19 protein-coding genes and 1 pseudogene are annotated in these 22601 nt (G+C 43.0%); 2 read left to right on the top strand and 18 right to left on the bottom strand.

What is annotated here, in order from left to right:
* Window positions 1–656: 656 nt before the first annotated feature.
* Complete coding sequence (locus PBN151_RS13285) at window positions 657–1469, top strand: class I SAM-dependent methyltransferase (RefSeq protein ID WP_072729337.1); 813 nt, start codon at window positions 657–659, stop codon at window positions 1467–1469.
* Window positions 1470–1739: 270 nt separating this feature from the next.
* Here the strand turns inward: PBN151_RS13285 and PBN151_RS13280 are convergent, their stop codons facing one another.
* From PBN151_RS13280 to PBN151_RS13215, 14 genes and pseudogenes are all read right to left on the bottom strand, one after another.
* Window positions 1740–1973: a glycine zipper domain-containing protein gene (locus tag PBN151_RS13280; protein WP_072729336.1), complete on the bottom strand. Its 234-nt coding sequence runs from the start codon at window positions 1971–1973 to the stop codon at window positions 1740–1742.
* A gap of 704 nt (window positions 1974–2677) precedes the next feature.
* Window positions 2678–3643, bottom strand: a complete 966-nt coding sequence (locus PBN151_RS13275) for an arsenic resistance protein (protein ID WP_072729335.1) — start codon at window positions 3641–3643, stop codon at window positions 2678–2680.
* Window positions 3644–4009: 366 nt separating this feature from the next.
* Window positions 4010–4633 (bottom strand): LysE/ArgO family amino acid transporter, encoded by a 624-nt coding sequence (locus PBN151_RS13270; RefSeq protein WP_072729334.1) that lies wholly within the window; start codon window positions 4631–4633, stop codon window positions 4010–4012.
* A gap of 30 nt (window positions 4634–4663) precedes the next feature.
* Entirely contained in the window at window positions 4664–5671 is a 1008-nt protein-coding gene (locus tag PBN151_RS13265) for a fatty acid desaturase family protein (protein WP_065293459.1), read from the bottom strand.
* Between the two features lie 282 nt (window positions 5672–5953).
* A pseudogene (locus tag PBN151_RS13260) lies at window positions 5954–6658 on the bottom strand (hypothetical protein).
* A 29-nt stretch (window positions 6659–6687) separates the two neighbouring features.
* Window positions 6688–7851, bottom strand: coding sequence for a TolB family protein (locus PBN151_RS13255; RefSeq protein WP_072729333.1), 1164 nt, complete (start codon window positions 7849–7851; stop codon window positions 6688–6690).
* A 211-nt stretch (window positions 7852–8062) separates the two neighbouring features.
* Window positions 8063–9601 (bottom strand): sensor histidine kinase, encoded by a 1539-nt coding sequence (locus tag PBN151_RS13250; protein ID WP_072729332.1) that lies wholly within the window; start codon window positions 9599–9601, stop codon window positions 8063–8065.
* Entirely contained in the window at window positions 9598–10290 is a 693-nt protein-coding gene (locus PBN151_RS13245) for a response regulator transcription factor (RefSeq protein ID WP_083545129.1), read from the bottom strand. Before PBN151_RS13245 ends, PBN151_RS13250 begins: the two co-directional genes overlap by 4 nt.
* A 197-nt stretch (window positions 10291–10487) precedes the next feature.
* The gene (locus PBN151_RS13240; RefSeq protein WP_072729331.1) at window positions 10488–10982 is read right to left on the bottom strand and encodes a DUF4358 domain-containing protein; all 495 of its coding nucleotides are present in this window, start codon (window positions 10980–10982) and stop codon (window positions 10488–10490) included.
* 21 nt (window positions 10983–11003) lie between these two features.
* The gene (locus tag PBN151_RS13235; protein WP_072729330.1) at window positions 11004–12143 is read right to left on the bottom strand and encodes a DHHW family protein; all 1140 of its coding nucleotides are present in this window, start codon (window positions 12141–12143) and stop codon (window positions 11004–11006) included.
* 39 nt (window positions 12144–12182) lie between these two features.
* A complete protein-coding gene (locus tag PBN151_RS13230; protein ID WP_072729329.1) occupies window positions 12183–13589 on the bottom strand; it encodes an MBOAT family O-acyltransferase in 1407 nt (468 codons plus the stop codon).
* Between the two features lie 30 nt (window positions 13590–13619).
* Window positions 13620–14321: a GDSL-type esterase/lipase family protein gene (locus PBN151_RS13225; RefSeq protein ID WP_072729328.1), complete on the bottom strand. Its 702-nt coding sequence runs from the start codon at window positions 14319–14321 to the stop codon at window positions 13620–13622.
* A 196-nt stretch (window positions 14322–14517) separates the two neighbouring features.
* Window positions 14518–16320 carry a sensor histidine kinase gene (locus tag PBN151_RS13220; protein WP_072729327.1) on the bottom strand — a complete coding sequence of 601 codons (1803 nt, stop codon included), beginning with the start codon at window positions 16318–16320 and terminating at the stop codon, window positions 14518–14520.
* Window positions 16317–16994, bottom strand: coding sequence for a response regulator transcription factor (locus tag PBN151_RS13215; protein WP_072729326.1), 678 nt, complete (start codon window positions 16992–16994; stop codon window positions 16317–16319). The genes PBN151_RS13220 and PBN151_RS13215 overlap by 4 nt, the downstream gene beginning before the upstream one ends.
* Window positions 16995–17165: 171 nt before the next feature.
* On the opposite strand from PBN151_RS13215, the gene PBN151_RS13210 reads away from it, so the two are divergent.
* A complete protein-coding gene (locus PBN151_RS13210; protein WP_021261156.1) occupies window positions 17166–17447 on the top strand; it encodes a hypothetical protein in 282 nt (93 codons plus the stop codon).
* Between the two features lie 84 nt (window positions 17448–17531).
* On the opposite strand, the gene PBN151_RS13205 is transcribed toward PBN151_RS13210, so the two are convergent.
* The 4 genes from PBN151_RS13205 to PBN151_RS13190 all read right to left on the bottom strand — a co-directional run bounded on the left by PBN151_RS13205 (window position 17532) and on the right by PBN151_RS13190 (window position 22559).
* Window positions 17532–17993 (bottom strand): hypothetical protein, encoded by a 462-nt coding sequence (locus PBN151_RS13205; RefSeq protein ID WP_072729325.1) that lies wholly within the window; start codon window positions 17991–17993, stop codon window positions 17532–17534.
* Between the two features lie 326 nt (window positions 17994–18319).
* Window positions 18320–19036: a class I SAM-dependent methyltransferase gene (locus tag PBN151_RS13200; protein WP_072729324.1), complete on the bottom strand. Its 717-nt coding sequence runs from the start codon at window positions 19034–19036 to the stop codon at window positions 18320–18322.
* 19 nt (window positions 19037–19055) lie between these two features.
* Complete coding sequence (locus tag PBN151_RS13195) at window positions 19056–20099, bottom strand: ATP-binding protein (protein WP_072729622.1); 1044 nt, start codon at window positions 20097–20099, stop codon at window positions 19056–19058.
* Window positions 20100–20309: 210 nt separating this feature from the next.
* Window positions 20310–22559, bottom strand: coding sequence for a M56 family metallopeptidase (locus PBN151_RS13190; protein WP_072729323.1), 2250 nt, complete (start codon window positions 22557–22559; stop codon window positions 20310–20312).
* Window positions 22560–22601: the final 42 nt, after the last annotated feature.

Here is a 22601-nt window from a genome sequence, read left to right as displayed (position 1 = left end):
CTTATTCACCAGTTCTCGTATTTTGGTTCATTAAAAGAGAAAAAAACTTTTCCCTCACTTGGGTGAACTGGTTGATGATCAAATTGACAGAGCTTATTTACATCTGTAATTAACTCTGGGAAATACAAAAAAAAGAGCCGCAACCGCGACTCAAACAAGTCAACTGAAAAAACTGCCGTCAAATATGGTTCCATATACGTAAATCAACCGGTTCGAGGATACACCCCTCAGGCAGAGATAGCTCGGCCAGGACATAGCTCGCGTTTCAGTGTGGTATCTGTGTCTCATCCAGATTGTCCTCTGAGAAATGCAATGGCCAGCCAACAACTTCATTATAATTAATATATTTATTTCATTAAAGTGTTTAAAAATATGTGCTATGAGTTTCTTCTGATTTAGGATTGCAAGGAAAGTCCCTATTCTACCCAGCCATACCATGTTGGTCTTGTATAATCCTCTCTTCAGAATGTACTATCTTCGTCTAGTAAGCATGAAATGGATGGAAGATTTTACGTGGATTTGTTCATAGGAAAATGATACGTTATTTTGAGATCAATAGCGCAGCATCTTCATTTTCGAAATGTGTTATTGGGATAACGCGCAAGTTGGGATATACGTTTAGGCTCATATTATTTATATTTGGGGAGGGCTTTGACATGGACAAGAATTCTGTTACTAGAACAAACATTATAGGCGCGGGTGAGGTTGGCAGCGCTATCTCGGTCGATATGGACAAGAATTCTGTGTATCAAACAAACAGCTTCTATTGGAATACAAAAGGAAGTGACTTCTTAGGAGCAATCGTGCTTCCTTTTTACGGAGCATTTGTCTCCGAAGAAAAATGCCAGCTTTTTGGCGATGTCTCAGGGAAAAAGATGCTGGAAATAGGCTGTGGAAACGGTCAATCCTTGCAATATCACGGGGAGCGCAAAGCATCTGAACTATGGGCAATGGATATATCAGAAAAACAAATCGAAAAGGCAAAGCAACACTTGACGGCATGCGGCTTGTCAGCAAAATTGATCTGCTCTCCCATGGAAGAAGAATGTGGCATACCAACGGATTATTTTGACTTTGTTTATTCGATTTATGCCATAGGCTGGACCACCGACCTCGAGGGTACTTTTGGCCGAATCGCTTCTTACCTTAAAAAAGACGGCGTATTTATTTTCAGTTGGTCTCACCCTATACACAAATGTGTGGTTGCTGAAAACGATCTGCTTGCTTTTAAAAAATGTTATTTCGATGAATCTTGGTATTCGGTATCTCTTGATGAAGGTGCGCTAACATTATCGGATCGTAAACTATCTACCTATGTAAATGCGTTGGCAAAAGCAGGATTTGTCATTGAGGAAATGATTGAGGAATCTGATGATGAAATTCTGCAATCGCAGGACGATAACAACGATTTTGCGAAAAAAGCGAAGATGCTTCCTGTAACTTTTGTAATCAAAGCAAGAAAACGATAAGAGTACAGTATAAGCATTCGACTGCCGACTAACAGGGCTAGCATTGGTACATCCATCGGAGCAGGCATATAGGGAAACCTTACGCCAAGAGTACGGTAGGCGCGACGAGTTCATTTTATTTGTAGCTAACAAGACTGGAAGGGCGTTATTATAAGGTCACAGTCGTTCTTCTTATGATTCAGTGAATGGAAACTGTTGTATTTTACAAATGAATGGTTAGAGGGTGCAGAGTTTCCTCGGCACCCTGATTTTCCTCACTAAAAAATGAAGCTAGTCCTGTTTATCCTGTTCAGATCCGGTATTATTATCAACTTGATCGCCAGCCTTGTTGCCCAACGATGCACCTACGATACCACCTACAACAGTTCCAACAGGGCCTAAAGCGGAACCAACTACAGCACCTACGGCACCGCCACTCACTGTTCCTACAGTCTCTCCAGTTCCCAGACCAGCCGTGTTTTGTTTCGTATCATCGTTTCGGTTACGTTCGTTGTGTTTAGCCATCTCTTTCACTCCTCATTTTGTGATGGGAAACGCTGCTGTTGCCTGCGTATCATTCCAAAACATATCGTTCCCTACCCTAACTAAATTGATTCACTGGGTGCTACTGGGTGCTTTAAGTAATCCCCTCCGAATAATTTCTCTTCTACTGAAAGATAGGCTGAAATTCACATTATTGATTTGAATTCAATCTAAGTTACGATAACGGAAATGCATAATGTAAGGACAGAAAAACAATGATAACTGTAATGAGTACCATTTATGAAATTGAGTTCTTATACCATGCATTCAGATTTCGAAAACTCATTTACACGAATTCACCTGTTGTATCATGCGAATCAAAACGCAATTACAGCTGAGGAGATCCATCCTGAAATTAACAGCCATGGCTGTCAATCTAGCCCTCAGCAAGTAAACAAGAACTGGATCAACTGACCAGTGAAGGTTTCAGGATTTAAAAGCAAAATTTGTTGAGCTCAGTGGAACACCATATAGGTATTTGTCATAAGTTAAATAGATGTGTTTTCAACTTATGACAAAGGAGTATACAACTGAGTACTATGGCTTTCCACAAGCCGTACCCCAGCTCCGCTTTTTTATCAAAATAAAGACGTACAACGCAAGGAAACTTCGGTATATCCAGAACATATTAATTACACGGCAGCTGTGGAACCCAGATTCACCGACCTGAATCTATTTATATTTACCTATACATCTCTGTAAATAAAATTAGGCACAACATTTATATATAACAGCTCCGCTATCAGTTCAATAATGGTCTGGGTTACGATCACAGACGCTGCTATTGTAGCCATCTCCCCTGGTAAGGTAAGAGCAAGAGGAAGGACAACAAGCGAATTGCGAGTTCCAGCACTGAAAATAAGTGTTCTTCCCTCTAATGGGCCTAAACGAAAAACAGTCGATATGATTCGTGAAATTACCGGAGAAATGATATGGAATAATACATAAATGGGTATCACAGCAATAATGACATGAAAATCCTTTACAACCCTGTCAATTTGAGAGCCTATCACCAAAAAGAGCACAAGTGCCATAAGCGGGACTGGCAGCCATGCTGTAAAGTCCAGTGTTTTCATGCCGCGTATATTTCTTTTAGCTACATATTGAATGATTAATGCAAAGAATAAAGGAACAATAATCAAATAAACAAAAGCTTCAACGAATGGTCCAAATCGTACTATCTCAGATGCCTCAGCACCAATAAATAACCAAAGATAAATAGGCAGCATAATCATTTGGACAATAAAAAGGATTGGAGTAGACGCAAGAATTAACTTTTCATTTCCTTTGCCCAATTGAGTAAACACAATGACATAATCAATACATGGAGTGAGAAGAACCAAGCAAACTCCGATCAGAACCGGACCAGGCTGAGGGAAAATCTTAATTAATAGGAATACAAGCAATGGAATGAAGATAAAATTAACAAGCAGCAATACCCCTATGAAATGTCTATTCGTGAGCGCTTCCCTTAATTTCAGAAAAGGAATTTGACAAAACATGCTGAATAAAAGAACCGCAATCGCAAATGAAACCAAGGGTTCTAGCAAGCCCCCTAATTGTGGACTTGCCAAGCCCACTCCCCCTCCTACAATTAATGCCACTGCATACACGACGATCTGATTCTTTTCTAAACTCTCCCGTGAAAACACCGATATATTCTCCTCTTTTTATTCGAATTATATCATATCGAGAAATCCATAAGTCGTGGAGATGACGTTCACTGCTAAGATCAGAATGAAATCGAATGAATCTCTAAGGGTAAAGAATTGATATTGCACAATATACGAGCAGCGATGCCATGATGATAATGGCTTCCTGTGCTTTGTAAGTACGAATAGTCGATTTCAACATTGCATGGGTATGTTCTATTCAAAAACGGAGATGTCATCAACTTCTTGTCTTTTTATTTGACCAAGAAGTTGATGACATAAAGAAAAAAACCGCATTATAGCGGTCTTTTAACGTCACTATGTTCTTGTCATCCGACAAACTAGTACATGTGACTCTCTCAAGTCTCAAGCCATCAATTGTTCAATCAGCTGCTTTACTATGTATATCGCGACAGCCCAAATTATAATGGCCGAAATCTTATTGATATTACGGATTAACCTACCATTGCTATCTAATTTCCCTACAGCCTTCCCTACAATCGCGAGCGCAAAAAACCAGCACCAAGATACAACGACGCAGGCAACAGTGAATACAAATTTTTCATTACCCGTATAACTTAGTGAACTTGTGCCAATGACGCCTATCGTATCTAAGATTGCATGAGGATTTAGCAACGAGACAGAAAGTGCAAACAATATCTGCTTCTTGGCATTTAATACATTCCCGTCCTGCTCCGTGTTAGGAGGCTCACTCTTCCAGACGGACCACCCCATATAGACTAGAAATACCAGCCCAGCACCAAAGAGAATAAGCTGCAGCCATGCAAGCTGTAACACAACGAGTGAGACACCCAGCACGGCCAGCAAGATTAGCAAGGTGTCACATAATGCGGCAGTTAGAATTACGGGCAACGCTCGTGAAAATCTCTTCTGCAATGCTCCTTGATTAAATACGAATACATTTTGCGCCCCAAGTGGAATAATGAGACCAAAAGCTAATGCGACGCCATGAAAAAATGCAACAGTCAAGATCCTTCCTCCTATTGTCCTGCTGAAATGCTATTCTATTCTTTTATTGCGGCTATTGCGGCCAAAGTGCCTTCCACAGATATCTTCGATGGCGCTAAAGAAGCCGGGAACAAATGATTTAAAAAATCCAGTGCAGTGATGCGCCTTCCTATATTCCTCGTCCTCCATTAGCAGTATATGGGCTTTCTTCAAGTTGTAATGAGGTACAGCCGGAAATAGGTGATGAACTAGGTGGAAATTGTCGTGGTGGGGATGAATTAAAAAACGTTCAAGTGGATTGCCGAACGTATTGCGGCTTGCGTACAGTTCATTGTCTGTCTTCAGACCGGAATGCTCTGCCATCTCAGCCCAGTATCGAAAGATCTGGAAGGTCGTTAGCAATGGAACAAACCAGAATAATAAGAGTTCTTTCCAAAAGCCGAAAGAAATACTACTTGCTATTATTGTAAGCCAATAAATTGACTTGGCAAGCTTTTCTGACCATGGTTCTTCCTTGGATAGGATGTTTACACGAATCGTACCGTAAATATACTTGGGAACATGTGTTAGGGTTAAGGGCTTGAAGATGTGACGAATCAGAAACTGTTTGATACTGTCCTGTGGCTTATCCAGCCCGATCAACGCGTAGCGTTTCGTATCTGGGTCATATTCTGGATCCCACAGATGCTTGTGATGCATGTAATGTGATTTGCAATAAGTCGTGTAGGAAGTGAATACAGGAAATGCTACAAAAAAGCAAGCCATCCACTTATTCAGGTTGCGGTTCTCGAATAACAGAATATGACTAGCCTCGTGCATTAAGTTGTCGAAGGCTCTCATCCTACTGCCAATCAAGCAGAGACTAATCAAGTACATCCACCAACTTGGATAAGCTTTAGCGAGATAGATACCTCCTGCAATAATCAGCCAGTCGTAGCTAATTGCGAAAAAATTATACCAATTGTTCCTTTTCTGCAGCTTTTGTACTTTCTTTCGTATCTCAGTTGAGAATATCGCCTTCTTCACGATATGTTTCTCGCTGCGTACATCTTCCTCCATCATTATGCCTCCTTCTTAGGTTTCTCTACATCAACAAGGATTCTGTCTTATTAAAGAAGTAATGATACTAGGTGACATATCTTGATGGGCAACGGGTTGAATTCGCCGATTATCTCCGATACAAGCCTCCACCACCTTCCATAAAGAGGCTTGTAATGGTAATTTTTTATATATTTAACATCTATATATTACCTTATCTGATACTTTGTGTAAACATCTCTTTAAAGGTTTAACGGTGTCAAAACAAATCCCCCTGATTTGAGCTTCATCAGGGGGATCTTATTAATTATTAGTCAGTTTAACTACACTAACAGCTACCTTTTCGATTTGGCTGCTGCTCAGGGTACCATCGGGGGAACTGATCGTCACCGTACGGTCATCCAGTTTGAAACCAAGCAGCGGCGTTTTGGAAGGTGTATACCACTTGGCGCTGATGCCGTTGGATAGCTTAACTTCCTTGGATTTATAGCCGGTGGAATAATCCCGTGGCGACACATTAACGATCATATGTTTAAAGATCAGGTTGACTCCATCCTCTGTCGCTCCCACTTTAACATAGCTGTCGTTTTTGGCCATTTGCTTAGGAGCATAGGCCGTCTCAAAGGATTCAAAATCGGCGTAAGCCTCTTTGATCGCCTTTATCTGTGCTTTATTGTAATTGATCGTTGTCCATTCCCCTGCTGGCTGGCTATCGCCGGTCTGCTTCGTTTCCAGCCGAATCTGCTGGCTGGCGGCATCATACCCGACATTGATTCCAGTCATGTCGGAAATGGCCCGCACAGGCAAATACGTCGTATTTTAATAAGTGATCGGCACCAGCCTATTGCCATTACTGTCTGTTAAGGACTGATCGGATCCGTTTACTTTAAAGATAATGCCGTGATTGAGATAAGCGTTGATATTCTCCAGCTTGCTTCCGGCATATACACCGGCGGCTCCCGATAGAGTCATTCCCAATACGATAGTGGACAGAAGTACTTTTTTCACAACGAATCTCTCCTTTTTATTGAACAAATTCATTTTTTGAAATCGACAATATGGGTTACGGCAAGCTTCTCTTTGTCATCCACGGTGATACCCAGCCTGGAGCCGGATGGGTTCCAGCTTAGCGGATATGCTGGGTAATACGGTAACCCTAGCGGCGATACCTTACCGGAGACTGTATCAAAAATATAAATCCCATTCATGCCGCCCTTATCCTCGGTATAAACAGCGAAGGCCAGCTTGGAGGAATCGGGAGACCAGGTTTGGTGGGACAATACATCACCTTTGCCAATGAGCAAGCCTTGCAAATGACCACCCGTATCGTATATGAGCAGGCGCGATTCTCCCTGCCCGCCGCTGCCCGCCGTGGAGACGGCAATCCGCTGACTGTCAGGAGACAGGCTTAAGGTGGAGACATCAGCTGCAAGCAGGGTTGGCTTAGAACGTGTGGGGGTGAAGCTTTTCAGGCGGCTTTTAGCATCTGTGTAATATATCATTCCGTTACCCACAGCAAATTCGGTGAAGCACTCTATTTCGGAATCCTTCAGCTCGATCTTTGCCCGGGTACCGTCTACGGATATGTTCCATATCTCGCCTCGCCCCTCCTTCGAACCGGCTGCTAGAATATAGGAGTCAGAATTGAGCCAACCGCCTACTTCCATATAATTGTCGACCGCGACTTCACGCTGCTCCCCTGTAGCCATATTTTTGATCGCATTTACAGCCTCATATTTATTCTTCCAAGTCTGAATGAAGCTGTATTTCCCATCAGGGGATAGGAATGCTTTGATAAACTCTTCCTTTCCCGCTCCTGTCTGTTCCTTGATGCTTAGCCGCTTTCCAGTCTCCAGATCAAAACGGAACCGGCTGTAGCTATATTGTGCTTCCGTCTCAGCGGTGGCCAGCTTCTCTAACGTGGTTATTTGGATATCCAGTTCATGGTCTGACAGCCATCTCTCTATATTTGCGCCATCAATCCGGTGTATGCGCTGAACGGCAATTCCCTGCTCAGCAGGCGGTTTGCTCTCCTTGACCACTGTCAGTTCACGTTTTTCTCCTCCATCTCCAGTGCTGATTTGGCCTGTTGTAACCAGCGTACTGCTCTTCTGCTCTGCATCACAGCCGAATAAGATGCCAACTAACAGCAAAGTCGCGGCAAGCAGTCCGGCGATGTATATTCCTTCGTTGATCTTCATCGGGGTCCTCCTGCTTCAAAATGTTATTCGGACCCAGGTCGCTTGATCCAGTTGTTGTCACCTTCCGAACCAACCGGCTGCAAGCTCCCCCATGCCCTTAGAATAGTGAGGCAATATTGCGCAAATATATCTGGCTTGTAACGAACTTGTAAACAATTCAGAAAGCTGGAATCAGATGAACGCTTAACCATTGTGAAGAGCCCGGATGATTTCATTCATTCCGGGCTTCGCCTTTGTCATTGGTGTATAGATTGACCTTTTCATTCGAAGAATGTAGTGGAAGTTCGACCCTGAATAGCGAACCGTCCGCTCCCGTCGCGGCAAGCTGTACCGTTCCTCCTTGCTTTTCGGCCAGATTGCGAACCAACGCTAACCCAAGTCCTGTCCCGCCGCTGGTTCTTGACCGGTCTCTGCTGACCGTATAAAACGGATCGAAAATGCAGGATACAGCTTCCTCCGGGATACCGATTCCTGTATCGGCAACCTCGATAATCATCCGGTGTGCTTCGTCTGCTGGCGCTATAGTGTAGTTAAGCAGGTGAATATGTCCGCCTGGTCGGTTATATTTCACCGCATTGTCCAGTAAATTTAGCATGATGTGCATCACGTTCTCAGGATCAGCCCACACCTCACCTGCAGCAAGCGAAGTAAGGATCGTAACCCTGCAGCTGTCCGCCTTTCCTTGCAGCTGGGCCACTGCTTCCTCCAGCAATGGCTGCAGCGGAACCGCCTTCGCATGTGTCTCAAACTCGTAAACATCCATCGCTGACAGCTGTAGCGCCTTCTCCACAAGACTGTATAGCCTCTGTGCCTCCTTATGGATGCGCCTTCCGGCATCATCCAACAGGGCAGGATCATCGCTGTACATATTCAACAAATCGGCGTAGGCGATTATCGAGGTTAACGGCGTCTTCAGCTCATGGCTGATATTGCCGATGAACTGCTTTTGCTGCCGCTCCAGTTCTCGTAGTCGCCCCACGGTCTCTACCAGCTTCTGCTTTTCTTCATGCAAAGCACCGACTGACGTAGAGATGCTTCTGCTCATTTCATAGATTCCATGTGCCAGCTCACCCAGCTCATCCTTTCTGACTACCGAAGGGGCCGATAGATAATCGCCTTGCCCAATTTGCGCTGCCGCCCTGTTCATCTTGTCAATGACATTGACCTGCCGCCGGACATATACGTAACCGATGAGAAAACCGACACCCAGCACGATGCCTCCGGCAAATAGAAACAACCGGCGAATCTGGGCGTAAAACGTATTTTGCTCGGTGAGCAAAGCATGAAATTGCACCGTGCCAAGGCGCTGATCGGCATTGTACAGAGGAGCAAGAAACAACAGCTGATCCCCTTCAGTAATGTACGCCGACTGCCCCTGTGCTGTAAATTGCAGCGCATCCTGCACATCGGCCGGTGGCTGAAATGGCACTGAGGTGCCGGTAATGGAGCCATCCACTGTATACAGCGTCACCGCCATACCGCTTTGTGCGCCCAAATCCACGGCCAGCCGTTGACCCATCTGCTTCATAAACTGATCCGGCGGCATCCTGCCATCGGTCAGAAATTCCTCCCGCACGCGCAGATTGGCAGCTTCAACCTGCCGGGTAAAAGACTGCTCCAACATGGTTCGCTGGTTCTCCCGGATGCCGCTCAGCACCAGCACGCTCAGGCAGGTCACTACAAAAACGAGCAGCAAAGCAAGCAACAATGACATTTTCCCCTTTAGGCCCATCCGAAATCTTCCGGTCATCTAGGGTGACCCCATGCTTTATAGCCGATTCCGTACACGGTCTGAATAAGCCCGTGGTGACTGCCCAGCTTTTTGCGCAGCCGCTGCACATGGATGTCTACGGTACGAGTACCGCCCGCAAAATCCATATCCCACACCTTCTCCAGCAGCATTTCCCGTGAATAGACCCGCCCCGGATTGCGCATCAGCAAGACCAGCAGATCAAATTCCTTAGGCGTTAAATCCAGCAGTTCTCCTTGAATGGATACCGTTCGGCTGAACATCTCTACAGTCAAATCTCTTAGTCTCAGCAAATCCTCCTGCTGCTCCTGTTGCAATTGTTGTACATAGCCTCCCCTGCGTGATAGAGCCTTGACTCTGGCCAGCAGCTCCCGCATATCAAAAGGCTTGGTCATGAAATCGTCAGCGCCCAGCTCCAGCCCCAGCACTTTATCGACAATATCATTCTTGACAGTCAGCAGCAGAATCGCAGGCCGCGGCTGTCCATCCAGCTTGCGGCATACGTCATAACCACTTACACGAGGCATCATGACATCGAGCACCATAACGTCAGGTGAGAACGTCTCCACCTTTTCCAGCGCCTCCTGACCGTCCCCAGCTGTATCCACCTCATAACCTTCCCTGCTCAGCGCGTACACTAAGGCCGCCTGAATGCTGCTCTCGTCATCCACCACAAGTATTTTAATCATGGACATCTCCACTGATATATTTATGGTTAGCTCAACAATCTATTTTTGACATCACGAGTTCTTATGGAATATTATGCCTATTCGATGGTAACATAAGTTTGCTGCTAAGTGTACAAGAAAACCATAACGACGATGTACGATAAGTTGTATGTACATACTACCTTTTGATGCTTTCCCGCGATCGGCAGAATCGTGTTTTACTCTAATGCCGCGTCAAATGCTTTTTCGATCTGTTCAGCATCAGCTGAGACCGCAAACAGGATGTAGCGAGATTTCACCTTAAGTACATGTTTTTCAAGCAGAGCATATTCATCAGGGCGATAATCTTTGAATTTAACGGCTTGAGCGTCGATTCTTTGTGCAATACTTGCTCTGACACTGTCTATTAGGCTTTCGTCTTTCACTTTAAGGACAACAATTTCATCCGCTCTAACGTTAGAGGAAGCAGTATATAGCAGGAAGTCCTCAACTTGTTCCGAACCAAGGTCGTACAGCTTCTTCAGCTTATGCGCGTCCCCTTTTTTCAGCTTATCCAACTTGACTGATTGTTTCATCTGATCCTCTATCTTGTCAGCAGACACGTTGATGTCTGAATGCTCCGAAGCACATCCCGATAACACGCTAGTTGCAAAGATGAATATGAGCAATGCGAAGAATCGTTTATTTCTGGCGATATGATTGTAAATGTTCATAGGTATGATCCCTCTCCTCCCTTACCCTTTTAAATGATTGATTGATGGATCCTCGATGAATGTATTCATGTTATACAGAATCAACATGTCATGGATTTGATGCTGCCTCGCAAGAGCTGCTACATCTCCTTCATAATAGCGAAGGTCAACCATATAAATTTCACTGAAATGCGATGTTAAAAAAGGCACGAAGCTGTTCGCATAGGAATCCTTGACCACTAGCAGCTTCTTCCCTTCCCGATGACTTGTTTTCAACTGAATAAGAGAATGATTGCCGTTAAAAAACACAGTGTACTTGTCCTTCTTCTTCACATTGTCCATCGCATACATCGAATTCGTGGACTGTTCCTCTTCGACATAATCGACGGTAACCTTCCCTTCATTCTTTGGTACATACAAATCTATACTGTCCGAGTGCAAATTCCGAAATCCGCTCTTTGAATATAAGGAACCATAGAAATCGTCCGTTATCGTTTGTATATCGAATTCCTCTTCCATCATCGCCTTAAATCCCATTTCTCTGCTTAGCTGTTGGTATGCATAGAAAGCACCCTTACTTGTCCAATGATGATCGGTTTTATAATAGATCGGTTCGTTCTGGTGCGAAGACAGCGCTGGGTATACATCGACATAGCGAATCCCTGAATTCGAAGATGTTTTCACGGTATGAAGTGCGTCTAGCTCTCGATTCTCAGATACGTAATCAGGGAGCTTGCTTTGAAGGACACTAACAGCGGTCGGAGCAAGGATTACATACTTATTAAGCTCAGGCATCGCAGAATGAAAAGCATTGATTGATTGGATTTTCTCTTCAAGCTCTCCTGTATTAACTTCAACGAATTTCTGAATTAAATAACCGTCTTTACCAAGGTACACACCGTTACTTTCTTTTTTACCTATCGCTTGATCCGCATTTGACTTTACACCAACCCATACATCTCTAGCTACGAATTGATCCGTTATGAACTTTTCAAAGTTGGAGGTGAACTTCCCCGAAATAAAGCTGTGAAACGAAAACGCAGGTAACTGCTCAAGCTTCCGATTTTCTGCCTCTGAAAATTCCCGCTTCGGCAAGATCAGGTTGAGCATGAGAACTAGGCCGATTAATGAAAGAAATAATACAGCGATAACAGACTGAGACAATTTGTCATAACGATTCAAGCGAAATCACCTCCTTAGCAAGATGTGATGTACAATCTCTTAAAATCTAAAGTACAAGAAGGGATTATACGTGTCATTGACCAAATAGGCTGTAGAAAGAAACAGGAACAGAACATACAGGATTGGCGATAAAATTGCGCTCCCTAATGGGTATCTTTGCTTTAGTGCTAAAAACATCTTCTTCGGCAATGGCGTCGCTGCCAGCATCGCAAGCAGCAATATAACGAGATGCGTCGACAGGTAATAATAAGTGTTGTTATCAGCGAAATGATGAGTGCTAAAGCCAAACATTGCCCCTACATATGCGATGGCTGTTGATAGACGATCGAGATCAAAGAATACCCAGCCTATCATGACAATGAGAAGTGTATATATGTTACCTATGACACGAGGGAGTTGCAGCAGCCATTTGTAAAGGAACAGCTTCTCCATCACAATAAAGCATCCGAAATAAAGACCCCATATGATGAAGTTCCAGCTTGCACCATGCCACAACCCGGTCAGGAACCACACAACGAACAAATTGCGAAGCCGCTTCACGATCCCTACCCTGTTCCCGCCTAGAGGAATGTATACGTACTCCCGGAACCAAGAGCCTAGTGACATATGCCATCTACGCCAAAACTCGGACACGCTGGTTGATATATACGGATAATTGAAATTCCTTGTGAGCTCAAAGCCGAACATTTTGCCAAGGCCACGCGCCATATCCGAATATCCGCTGAAGTCGAAATAAATTTGCAAGGTAAAGGCAAGAATCCCGATCCAGGAAGAGGCTACTGTTAAGTCAGACGCAGGTGTTGCTTTGATGCTTGACCAGAGCATGCCAATACTATTTGCAAGCAGTACCTTTTTTGCTAGGCCTCTAACGAACAATTGTGTGCCTTCCCCAAATAGCGATAATGGAATCTTTCGTAGTGAGAGTTGCTTCGCAACATCACCGTATGCAACGATAGGTCCTGCAACAAGCTGTGGGAACATTGTCACATAGGTACCGAAAGCGATGAGATTTTTCTGCACGGGAACCTTATCTCGATACACATCGATAATGTAAGACATCGTTTGGAACGTGTAAAAGGAAATGCCGACAGGGAGCGGAAGTGTCGTCACTTCTATTTGCAAGCCGAACAGAGAATTGATGTTCTCAACTAGAAATCCGTAATATTTAAAGAAACCGAGAGTCCCAAGATTTCCGACAATGGAACAGACCAACAATGCTCTAGCAATGCTTTTTCGATTGCGATATTTATCAATAAACAGCCCATACCCATAATCGATTACAGTTGAAAAGAGCATGAGAAAGATGTAAACAGGCTCTCCCCATGCATAGAACACTAAGCTTGCAGCAGTCAAAATTACATTTCGCAGCTGATTCGGCGCTATAAAATAGATAAGGAGAGTTATCGGCAAAAACAAGTACAAAAAAATCAGACTGCTAAAAACCAACCTTCGTCAACCTCCCTCATGAGAAGCGTATTACAGTTCGCCTTTCAGAAAGTCGAGCAAAAGCGGATAAAATTCAGCTTTGAAATGAATCCCGTCCTCATCATAGAGAGATGGATTCTGCTCAGCAATAGAAGACACATCGACATACTTCACTTGTTTTTTGCCGGCCAGTTCTTTCAACATTTGATTGTAAGCGGCAATATTGGAGTACCGCGGCTCTTCTTTTAACGCTTTCTCTGTTACCGGGGTCACCGACAAGATCGTTATTTTGGTATGAGGGAGCTCCTCTTTGATCTTATCGAGCAGCATCCCATATTGTTGAATCCCGAATTGCAACGGATTATCCGTTGGCCAGAGGATGTCATCTGAGCCGAGTGCGATAAATAGATGTTCAGGATTTCTCTCGACCAGTTTGGCTACATCATTGTCTTTTACCGCGAAGAAAGCTGTTTTGCCGGCCTCTCCAAATACATTCCTTATGTCCAAAACATCATGAAACATAAATCCTTCTGTAATGGAGTCGCCATAGAAAACACTTTTTTTGAACAGCGATTTCAGTTCAGTATTTTCGTTCATTGATGTTGAGGATTCTTTTAGCGTTTTTGCGTCTTTGTTTGCTGACGCTTCTGTATCAACTGCCTGTGAAGATGTTCCCCCATTTTGATTTACGCAAGCTGTTAGGGAAACAACAAGCATTCCTGCCAGCAGTATGGTTTTCCATGTGTTTAACATTATATTCTTCCTCTCCTGTGACTCATTTTTTGTTAATTTGATGTATGTGATGTTCCTACCTCATAACAATGAATAGTCTAATGTGGAGAGATGCAGATAAAGTGCAGAAGAGATTGATATAAAATAAAAAACAGTTTCTTGATGTAGTCAAGAAACTGCTCATATATATAACCAATCAGAATTAGGTTCGGCATATTTAGAAGTTGCTTTTCTTGAGGTAGAAAAAGAAGAGAACACCGTCCGTTGTATTGCTTGCACCATAATTGACCTCATGCAATTCCAATATTTTTTTGGAAATGGCTAGTCCAAGGCCAGTTCCCCCAGTAGAACGATGGCGGGAAGCTTCTCCACGGTAAAAGCGATCCCATATTTTCTCGATTTTCTCTGACGGTATATGGACACCTGTATTTTCAATACATATCTTTACCGATTCCTGTTCCTCATTCATTGAAATATGAATGGAATTCCCCTCAGGTGTGTAGCGTATCGCATTATTGATAAAGTTGACGATGACTTGACCGATGAGCAGCTCATTGGCCACAACTTCGATCGGAGCAAGAGATACATGTAAACTCAATTGCTTCCTTGCGATTTCTGCAGAGAGTTTATTACATGATTCATCAATAACTGTATCGATACGGAACGTGTCCAGTTGTATTTTATAGGTACCAGATTCATATTTCGCTAATTTCAACATGTCCACAATGAGAAGATCCATCCTCTTCACTTCACTCTCCATCGCGGCAAAGTAATAATCCTTCTTGTGGTTCGCGACCCCATCTTTCAAGATCGACAGACAACTCTGGATGACACTCAGAGGAGTTTTCAATTCATGTGACACACCTGAAATGAATTCCTTGCGTGTATGCTCCAACTGCTTTTCTTTTTCGATATCATGCTGAAGCTTTTGGATATAAGAATATAACTTGTCCGATAGCTCATTAATATTGCGGGAGAGATTTCCGATCTCATCTTTTGACGTAATCGGAAGCTTTTCAGAGAAATCCAGCTCCGTTATCTTCTTTGCCATTTGATTGATTCGCAACAAAGGTCTTGCGATACCTTTGGAATAATAGAACGAGGCCAGCAATATAAGCACCAGAACGAATACAATGAGATAAAGATAATAATCCTGGATCATCTGTATGGCTTCATCAACTGGCTGCAGGGAAGTCATTGCAAAAAGATATGCATCCTTCCCCTCTTTGTCTTTAATAGGTATAACAAACTGTTTATATTTGATATCATTCTCTTCGTACGTACCTTCTAATGTAGCTGCTGCCTCCTCTGCATTCTTCAACAGCAATTCCGCTTGAAATGCTCTGATTCGGTCTAAGAACAGGTGGTTCGAATAAATAAATCGAATAGCTTCATTTTTGGCTGGAAGTGTTGTTTTTGTTATGGTTCCGGTTAAGTAAAGACTAGGGAATTTCTCATTATTCCAATCTTCCTCATTTCCATTTGGAAAGAGCTCATGTTCTTTGTTTGCCATTTGATTATTCTCCCACGTAAGTGCGAAGTTATATATGCTCATTCGATAAGGAATAACTTCTGTCCCTTTTCTAAGGACTTGAATTACGGCGTCGGTCCCTTTTCGTAGAAATTCATGTCCTTGTCGGATTCCCTGAAAATCAGTAAAGCTATATAAAGGGATTGTGATGGTTTTGGCAGTGAAACCCCCACCACTAACGCTATTTATTTCAACTTCGATCGAGTCATCATTGCTTTCTTTTATATTGCCGAGTTGATCCAGTATAGTTACCCATGTATTATGCTCTCGATAAAATTCCTGTTCCAGCCGCTGTATCTCTACCGTCTGATTGTCGTGGTTAGCATAGTTTTGAGCGAATGCTTCAAGGCTTGCTTTCACATTCTCTACCTTTTGATGGACATAATATTTCTTGAAAAATACGGTCTGGCCAAAATAAATGATGGCGAGGATAAGTAAACATAATGCGGTTGTTAACACAAATAACTTGAATACGATCCCTTTTTTCATGTTATCTCCTCAAATTTATAGCCAGACCGAACTACCGTAACGATGCAATCCGATTTGTTCCCTAGTTTTTGACGCAAATTCCGTATATGACTGTTGACCGTCCGTTCATCGCCTTCATAGTCATAGCCCCATATTCTCATTATCAATTGTTCGCGCGTGATAATAATTCCTTTGTGCTTCATTAAGTATGATAGGATTTCAAATTCAGTATGAGTCAAGCTGCAGCTAACTCCATCTACAGTAACCGTGCGAGCATGCACATAGACGGAAATGCCGCTGCTAGAGATGATTTCGTTGTCCATTTCTTGCATTTGTCGGTTTTCTAGCAATCTCTTCGCTCGAGCGAGTAAGATTGGTGGGCTGTAAGGCTTGGTAACGTAGTCGTCCGTACCCAGTTCAAATCCAAGCAGTGTATCATCTTCATCGACGCGAGCGGTTAGCATAATAATCGGTACATTTGAAGTTTTGCGAATTCGACGACATACGGACCAACCATCTAATTCTGGCAGCATAATATCAAGGATAAGCAGATCCACGTTATTTTCCTGAAATAGTTGTAATGCTGCTTTGCCATCCCCTGCTTCTAGAACGTTGTATCCTTCGTTGCTAAAATAGTCTTTCATAATTTCCCGCAATATATGTTCGTCTTCGACAATTAAGATTGTTTTTGTCATGTTTGATACCCCGTTGATTATTGTAGAGTGAATACAAGCTGATCTTACAAGAAGTTTAACCATGATCCGGTATATATTTCAACTGTTTCATCGGGGGAATGCATAATGAAGGGATAGAAAAACAATGATAACTATGATTGAATACCATTTATGAAAAGGGGATTATTCACCATGCATTCTGATTTCGAAAACGCATTTACACGAATTCACCTGTTGTATCATGCGAATCAACATGCACTTACACCTGAGGAGATCCAACCTGAAATTAACAGCCACGGCTATCAATTTAGTCCACAGCAAGTAAAACAAGAGCTGGATCATCTGACGAACGAAGGCTATTTAACTATTACAGGTTCCCTATACGATATTACATTAAGGGGAAAAGATGAACTTCGAGACGCTCAGCAGCATCTGGAGACATTATATCAAGAAGTCGCAAAGAAGAAAGTATAAGCAGCTGCTATATCACAAAAACCAATCCCCCATACGGTTTGTAATAACCGGGCAGGAGATTGGTTTTGAATTAACCAAATTTAATTACAGCAGAAGCCAGTCAACTGTCGTAGCAATTGCTTCAGCAATAGGTACACCGTATGAATCAGGAACACCTGCCATGCGAAGGCCATCGAGAACAATGGTACTGATGTCTTCAGTCGCATAATCCTTTGCCGTATCGATTTTGGCTATTGCATTATCGATCCCTTCAATGATTTTGCTGGAGTTGTTGGAAAAATATTTTGCTGTATCTGTATTAAGCCATTTTGCAACATTGTAGAGTACTTCACCACCAGTGTTAACAGATCCCTTAATGACACCAAGAGCATCACTAACTAGCACACCCAACTTTCCGGAAGCTTCAGCTTGTCCATCCATAACTTTAACAGCTATTGATGTTACAGGTGCAGGTTTTGCAGCAGCAAACGTTTGTGTCGCCGGAAGTATCGCACTACAAAATAGAACAACGGCCATTGAAGTGATCATTAATGATTTCTTGAACAATTGGCAACCCCTCCTGGAGTGAGAATGTATGATGGAGTAAGTAAACAACCATCACAGATAATGATTATAACATCCCATATTTATCCAAATGAGGTTCTGTTGAACTATTTTGTGAGTGATAAAGTAAATATTAGTGCAGAAAATTCTGTTATATTGTCGAACTATCACTACAGAGCGAATCCAGTCCACAGCATCGAAAGCCCTGAACATAAGAGGAGAACATCCAATACATATCGGAATGAGGCAATACTCATACGCTGCGCCACTCTCTTGGCAACGAACGTACCGAGCATGAGAGAGGTACCTACAATAACACCCTTTTGATATTAATCCGCTCTCTTTTGAAACAAAGCTGCCCATAATCCTGATGTACCAAAACAGTCACTTGGTTGTTCTATATCCTTCATTCTCCGGATTTCAACAATTTGAAAGTCTTTAAATATCGTCTTTAATTTCTCAGGAGTATATCCAAGTCCTCCTCTTAGACTACGTTGACGATAAACTTCCCAATCAGTAATATCAGAGCCACCTACATTACCATTCTCAACGAAACAAGTGATTCCAAAGAATCCACCAGGTTTTAAACCTTCGTTAATCAGGTTTACATAATCAATTCTTCGATGCGGAGCAATATGGTGAAAGCATCCAGAATCGTATATTACATCGTATTGTATCTTCTGAATGTCCAAATCAAAAATGTTTTTAAAAATAAAACGAATGCTGCCCCCTTGCTCTTTAGCCCTTTCATTCCCCCATTGCAAAGCTTCATTGGATGCGTCTACTGCATCAACGTCATACCCTTGCTTAGCCAAATAAATAGCGTTTCTTCCCGGTCCACAACCCAGTTCTAGGCCCCTTCCTCCTGGTGTAATCCATTTTTCCTTGAAATATTGAACCAAGTTTTCATCTGGGGCATTAATGAAAAACGGAACTGACCTACCTCTTTCAGAATAGAAAGTATCCCAATTAAATGTAGATTGTTCTTTTAATAAGGAATCGAGCATAGTCAGGATATCCTCATTCGTATAAATTGTCTCAACCATAACGTTCCTCCTCGTCGTCTTAATGTAAATAAACGGTCAAGTCCGGATACGACAATGCCAATCTTTCTATTTGTTGATTAAGTGTATCTCGATCGAATCCTCTGCCAAATAATTCAGGGTCGGGTCTAAAGGTTATACTAGTACCATTAGATTGTGTTACGCCTACCGTCATTAGATCGGATTGTGGAATCCCGTGCTTATAATCTTGGCGATAGATATAACCTTCTCTTTGGACTTCAACAGTAAGACGGTAGGTAAGAGCGTTGACGATTGCAATGCTGATACCTTTTTCCGCGCCAGGTGCTTGGTACGGAGCCTCACTGCTAAATCTTTCGATGTCTGTTAATACAGTTTGTACCGTTGATTTATTACTGTCTTGAAATGCTCCAACGGGTATGCCTCTACCGTTATCGCTAACGGTTGCATCCCCATGTTGATGTAAGAAAATATGAACCTCACTCACGTAACCGGCAACGTGCTCAAGTATTGAATTCTCCAATACTGCCCATAAAAGCAAATTAGCATCAAAACCATCCTTGCTTATTTCCCCCAGATATGAACCTGCAGAATTTCTTACCTCGACCATGTCTAAATAATCGCTAGTATCTAACATATCCACCACGGCTGATAATAACAAAAGTAGTGGTAATTTCCGATGATCAGGTAATGTGTAGCGTCCACTTTTGTCCTGTGATAACAAGTCTGCACCTTGCAATGCCTTCAAATGGTGATATAACTGGCCAGTGGTACCCAAACCTAACTTTTCGACGATTTGTGTACCAGTAAGTGACTCTGTAAGAATGGATATTATAATATCGAGACGCGGTTTACTGCCTAAGGCTGAAAGTATTTTTGAAATTTTATCGGTGCCTATATGAAGTAACTGCTTTAATTGTCTTTCTTTTGGTTCCCAACGCAATAATTGTCCATTTGATTGATACTGACCAGCATAATAAACGGAACCAGACGATTCACTTTCATTACTTGCATGAATCTCGTCCGGCAGCTCAACAGAAGGACGACTGGTTGCAATATTTCGAACGAGTTGTTCTAGTCTTGCCATTTGTGTTTTCAATGCGTCTATCTCAATACGCAATTCTTCGTTGCTAATGAATACCACCTCCAAATATACGTTATTACGTAATATTTAATTACGTATTTACTATATCAATATTCTGACCACATGTAAAGGATTACCATGTAAGTGTTTCAATAATTAAGTAGGCCACCACTGTGATTGTGGCGGCCTACTTTGGCATGATTTTATTGACTTCTATTTCCGGTCCGGCTTCATTAAATATTCCACTATTTTTTGCTCCTCCGGTCCTTGTCCGCTGAAAACGGCCTGATAACAAACCTTACCGTCAAACCAGAAGTAGCTGACTAGTCTAAGATCATTAGGTCCTTTAGGTTCGCCATCCAGATTGTAAGGTTCTGTACGAAGTACTTCTTTCCCCTGTAGAGTTATGGCCGTGAGCTTAACATTATTCCGTTCACCGTCAATTTTCGAATAAGAAGCCTGGCCGTTCTTTTTCATCTCCTGATACATATTCCCGTTTAACATCTGCTTAAATGAAACGTCTCGGATGCCGGAATCAGCTTTATTTTTCTGTTTGTGATCGCCTCGGCTATAACGGACATTCAACAGTTTGCGCATGGAATCCTCATCATTCTCTACATGATTGAAATTCGCTTTACGGGAAACATAGGAACTGCTGGCGGCAAATTCCCCGGGCAGCTTGCGCGGAAAAGCGGCTTTAAAACCCACCAGCTTCTGAGCACGTCGGATATCCTCGGCATCATACAAACCGGTCAAGATTATGCCATGATACTCATTGTCTTCATGAAGTTTGTTCACCTTGGCCTCGGGAAATTTCATGGAACCTATCATTTGCTCCATTTCGCTGCTAGACAAGATGTAGGAGCTTAATTCATAGCTTATGCCTTGATCCTTCCAGATATAATAATATCTTTCCGGCTGTCCCTTCCAGGTGGTCATGCGAATCGTAATTTTGTAGCCTTCTTCTATGCCGGCTAAGGATAGGGATTCTCTCTCTATAACTTTCCCGCTATCCTTCTGATCGATTCTGTCTTGCTCTCCCTTGAAAATTTGATCATACTGTTTCTGAAGATCAGTGCCTGGCTTAATTCTCAAGCTGAAGTTGCCACTACTTTTGTTTATTTTAGCCTTAACATAATCTAGTCTGACACTCGGTGACGAAGCATCGAATTGAATGCTCAACTTGCTAAAACCATAGCCCTCTGGCAGCAGGGAAGGAACTTTAAATGTAAACGGTGCCACCTTCGCCCCTTTTTCAAGGTTATCATATACCCGGAATTCTTCATTCGGAAATAGCATTTCATTCCCGCCGTCTTCGGCATGAATCCAAGCGGAAGCTCCCCCTTCGGATGCGCTCGCATTTGTCAGCGTTGCCGTACCGATCAAGAGTACGAGAATGACTGCCATCATTGATAATTTATATGAACCCTTTTTAAAAGATTGAATCATACTAATTCTCCTTATCATTTCTCTTTGACCGTTAGAGCCTTTGAAATAAAGAAGATGAGCCTGACTTCTTCCCGTAGCATACCGTCTTAGAAATCCGATAATCGTCATGCCGTAAGGCACAGCCTCCTCTTCCCCAAGCGCCTCCAGGACACAGGCATCACAGGCCAGCTCCCGGTCGGCCTTCATCTGCCGCAGCATGAACCATACGAATGGATTCATCCAGTGAACAGCAAACACCAGACTACCGATCATATTCCAGATCGTATCCTTTCGTTTGTAGTGAGCCAGCTCATGCGCGATCACGTGCTTGAGAAGTTGTTCATTGACTGCTTCTGAAATAAGCGATTTCGGCAAATAGACCGCTGGACGGAAAACTCCAGTAATATACGGACTTTGAGCGGATGGATCCGCGTATATCCCCACAGGGCGTTTAATGGAAAATAAGATTCGACATTGTTCCGCAATTTTCAATATCGCAGGACTGTCGACAGGACTGAAATGTTTTTGTTTTCTTAGGAAGCGCAGCCAGTAGGTCAGGTTATATCCGAGCAAGACGACCGCACCCGTCAGCCAAACTACAGCCAGCACACGAACAGCCGGGTGGCTTTCTCTCTCTATGCCCGCTTCGGCCTGTTCTTCCGTATCCTTCATGGTCATAAGAGGCTGAAAAACAGTGTTCTTCTCAGCTTCATTCGTTGTATAATGAGATTGATTGGTGTTTTCTATTTGGCTGTGTTCGGATATCGTGTCAGGCTTACCCAGCTGATACGAAAGCCCGAAGACAGCATTTTTTATGCTTGTCAGTGTAGGAACTGCATTAAACAAGCTTACCGGACTTTGCGGCAGAACCGGCAGCATGAGCCTCAACAATACAATTAGCCATAGTGCGTGCCTCAAACGCGCATGGATGCGTCTTTGGAACAGATGCTGAACTGCTAGCACCACGACTGCAACCGCGCTTGCCATCAGCGTCGAAGCAACAAACCAATTGAAAAGATGTTCAGCGATATCCATGGCATAACCTCATTTGGTTAAATTTCACGCTTGTAAGGCTGT

The sequence above is a fragment of the Paenibacillus sp. NAIST15-1 genome, from assembly GCF_001894745.1.
In the GTDB taxonomy this organism is placed as follows: Bacteria; Bacillota; Bacilli; order Paenibacillales; family Paenibacillaceae; genus Paenibacillus_B; species Paenibacillus_B suaedae.
This window is presented reverse-complemented; position numbering and strand designations above follow the sequence as displayed.

Excerpts from the sequence above, each read along its gene's own strand:
- PBN151_RS13285 (WP_072729337.1), top strand. The coding sequence starts at position 657 with ATGGACAAGAATTCTGTTACTAGAACAAACATTATAGGCGCGGGTGAG.
- PBN151_RS13280 (WP_072729336.1), bottom strand. The coding sequence starts at position 1,973 with ATGGCTAAACACAACGAACGTAACCGAAACGATGATACGAAACAAAAC.
- PBN151_RS13265 (WP_065293459.1), bottom strand. The coding sequence starts at position 5,671 with ATGGAGGAAGATGTACGCAGCGAGAAACATATCGTGAAGAAGGCGATA.
- PBN151_RS13255 (WP_072729333.1), bottom strand. The coding sequence starts at position 7,851 with ATGAAGATCAACGAAGGAATATACATCGCCGGACTGCTTGCCGCGACT.
- PBN151_RS13250 (WP_072729332.1), bottom strand. The coding sequence starts at position 9,601 with ATGACCGGAAGATTTCGGATGGGCCTAAAGGGGAAAATGTCATTGTTG.
- PBN151_RS13245 (WP_083545129.1), bottom strand. The coding sequence starts at position 10,290 with ATGATTAAAATACTTGTGGTGGATGACGAGAGCAGCATTCAGGCGGCC.
- PBN151_RS13240 (WP_072729331.1), bottom strand. The coding sequence starts at position 10,982 with ATGAACATTTACAATCATATCGCCAGAAATAAACGATTCTTCGCATTG.
- PBN151_RS13225 (WP_072729328.1), bottom strand. The coding sequence starts at position 14,321 with ATGTTAAACACATGGAAAACCATACTGCTGGCAGGAATGCTTGTTGTT.
- PBN151_RS13220 (WP_072729327.1), bottom strand. The coding sequence starts at position 16,320 with ATGAAAAAAGGGATCGTATTCAAGTTATTTGTGTTAACAACCGCATTA.
- PBN151_RS13215 (WP_072729326.1), bottom strand. The coding sequence starts at position 16,994 with ATGACAAAAACAATCTTAATTGTCGAAGACGAACATATATTGCGGGAA.
- PBN151_RS13210 (WP_021261156.1), top strand. The coding sequence starts at position 17,166 with ATGCATTCTGATTTCGAAAACGCATTTACACGAATTCACCTGTTGTAT.
- PBN151_RS13200 (WP_072729324.1), bottom strand. The coding sequence starts at position 19,036 with ATGGTTGAGACAATTTATACGAATGAGGATATCCTGACTATGCTCGAT.
- PBN151_RS13195 (WP_072729622.1), bottom strand. The coding sequence starts at position 20,099 with ATGGCAAGACTAGAACAACTCGTTCGAAATATTGCAACCAGTCGTCCT.
- PBN151_RS13190 (WP_072729323.1), bottom strand. The coding sequence starts at position 22,559 with ATGGATATCGCTGAACATCTTTTCAATTGGTTTGTTGCTTCGACGCTG.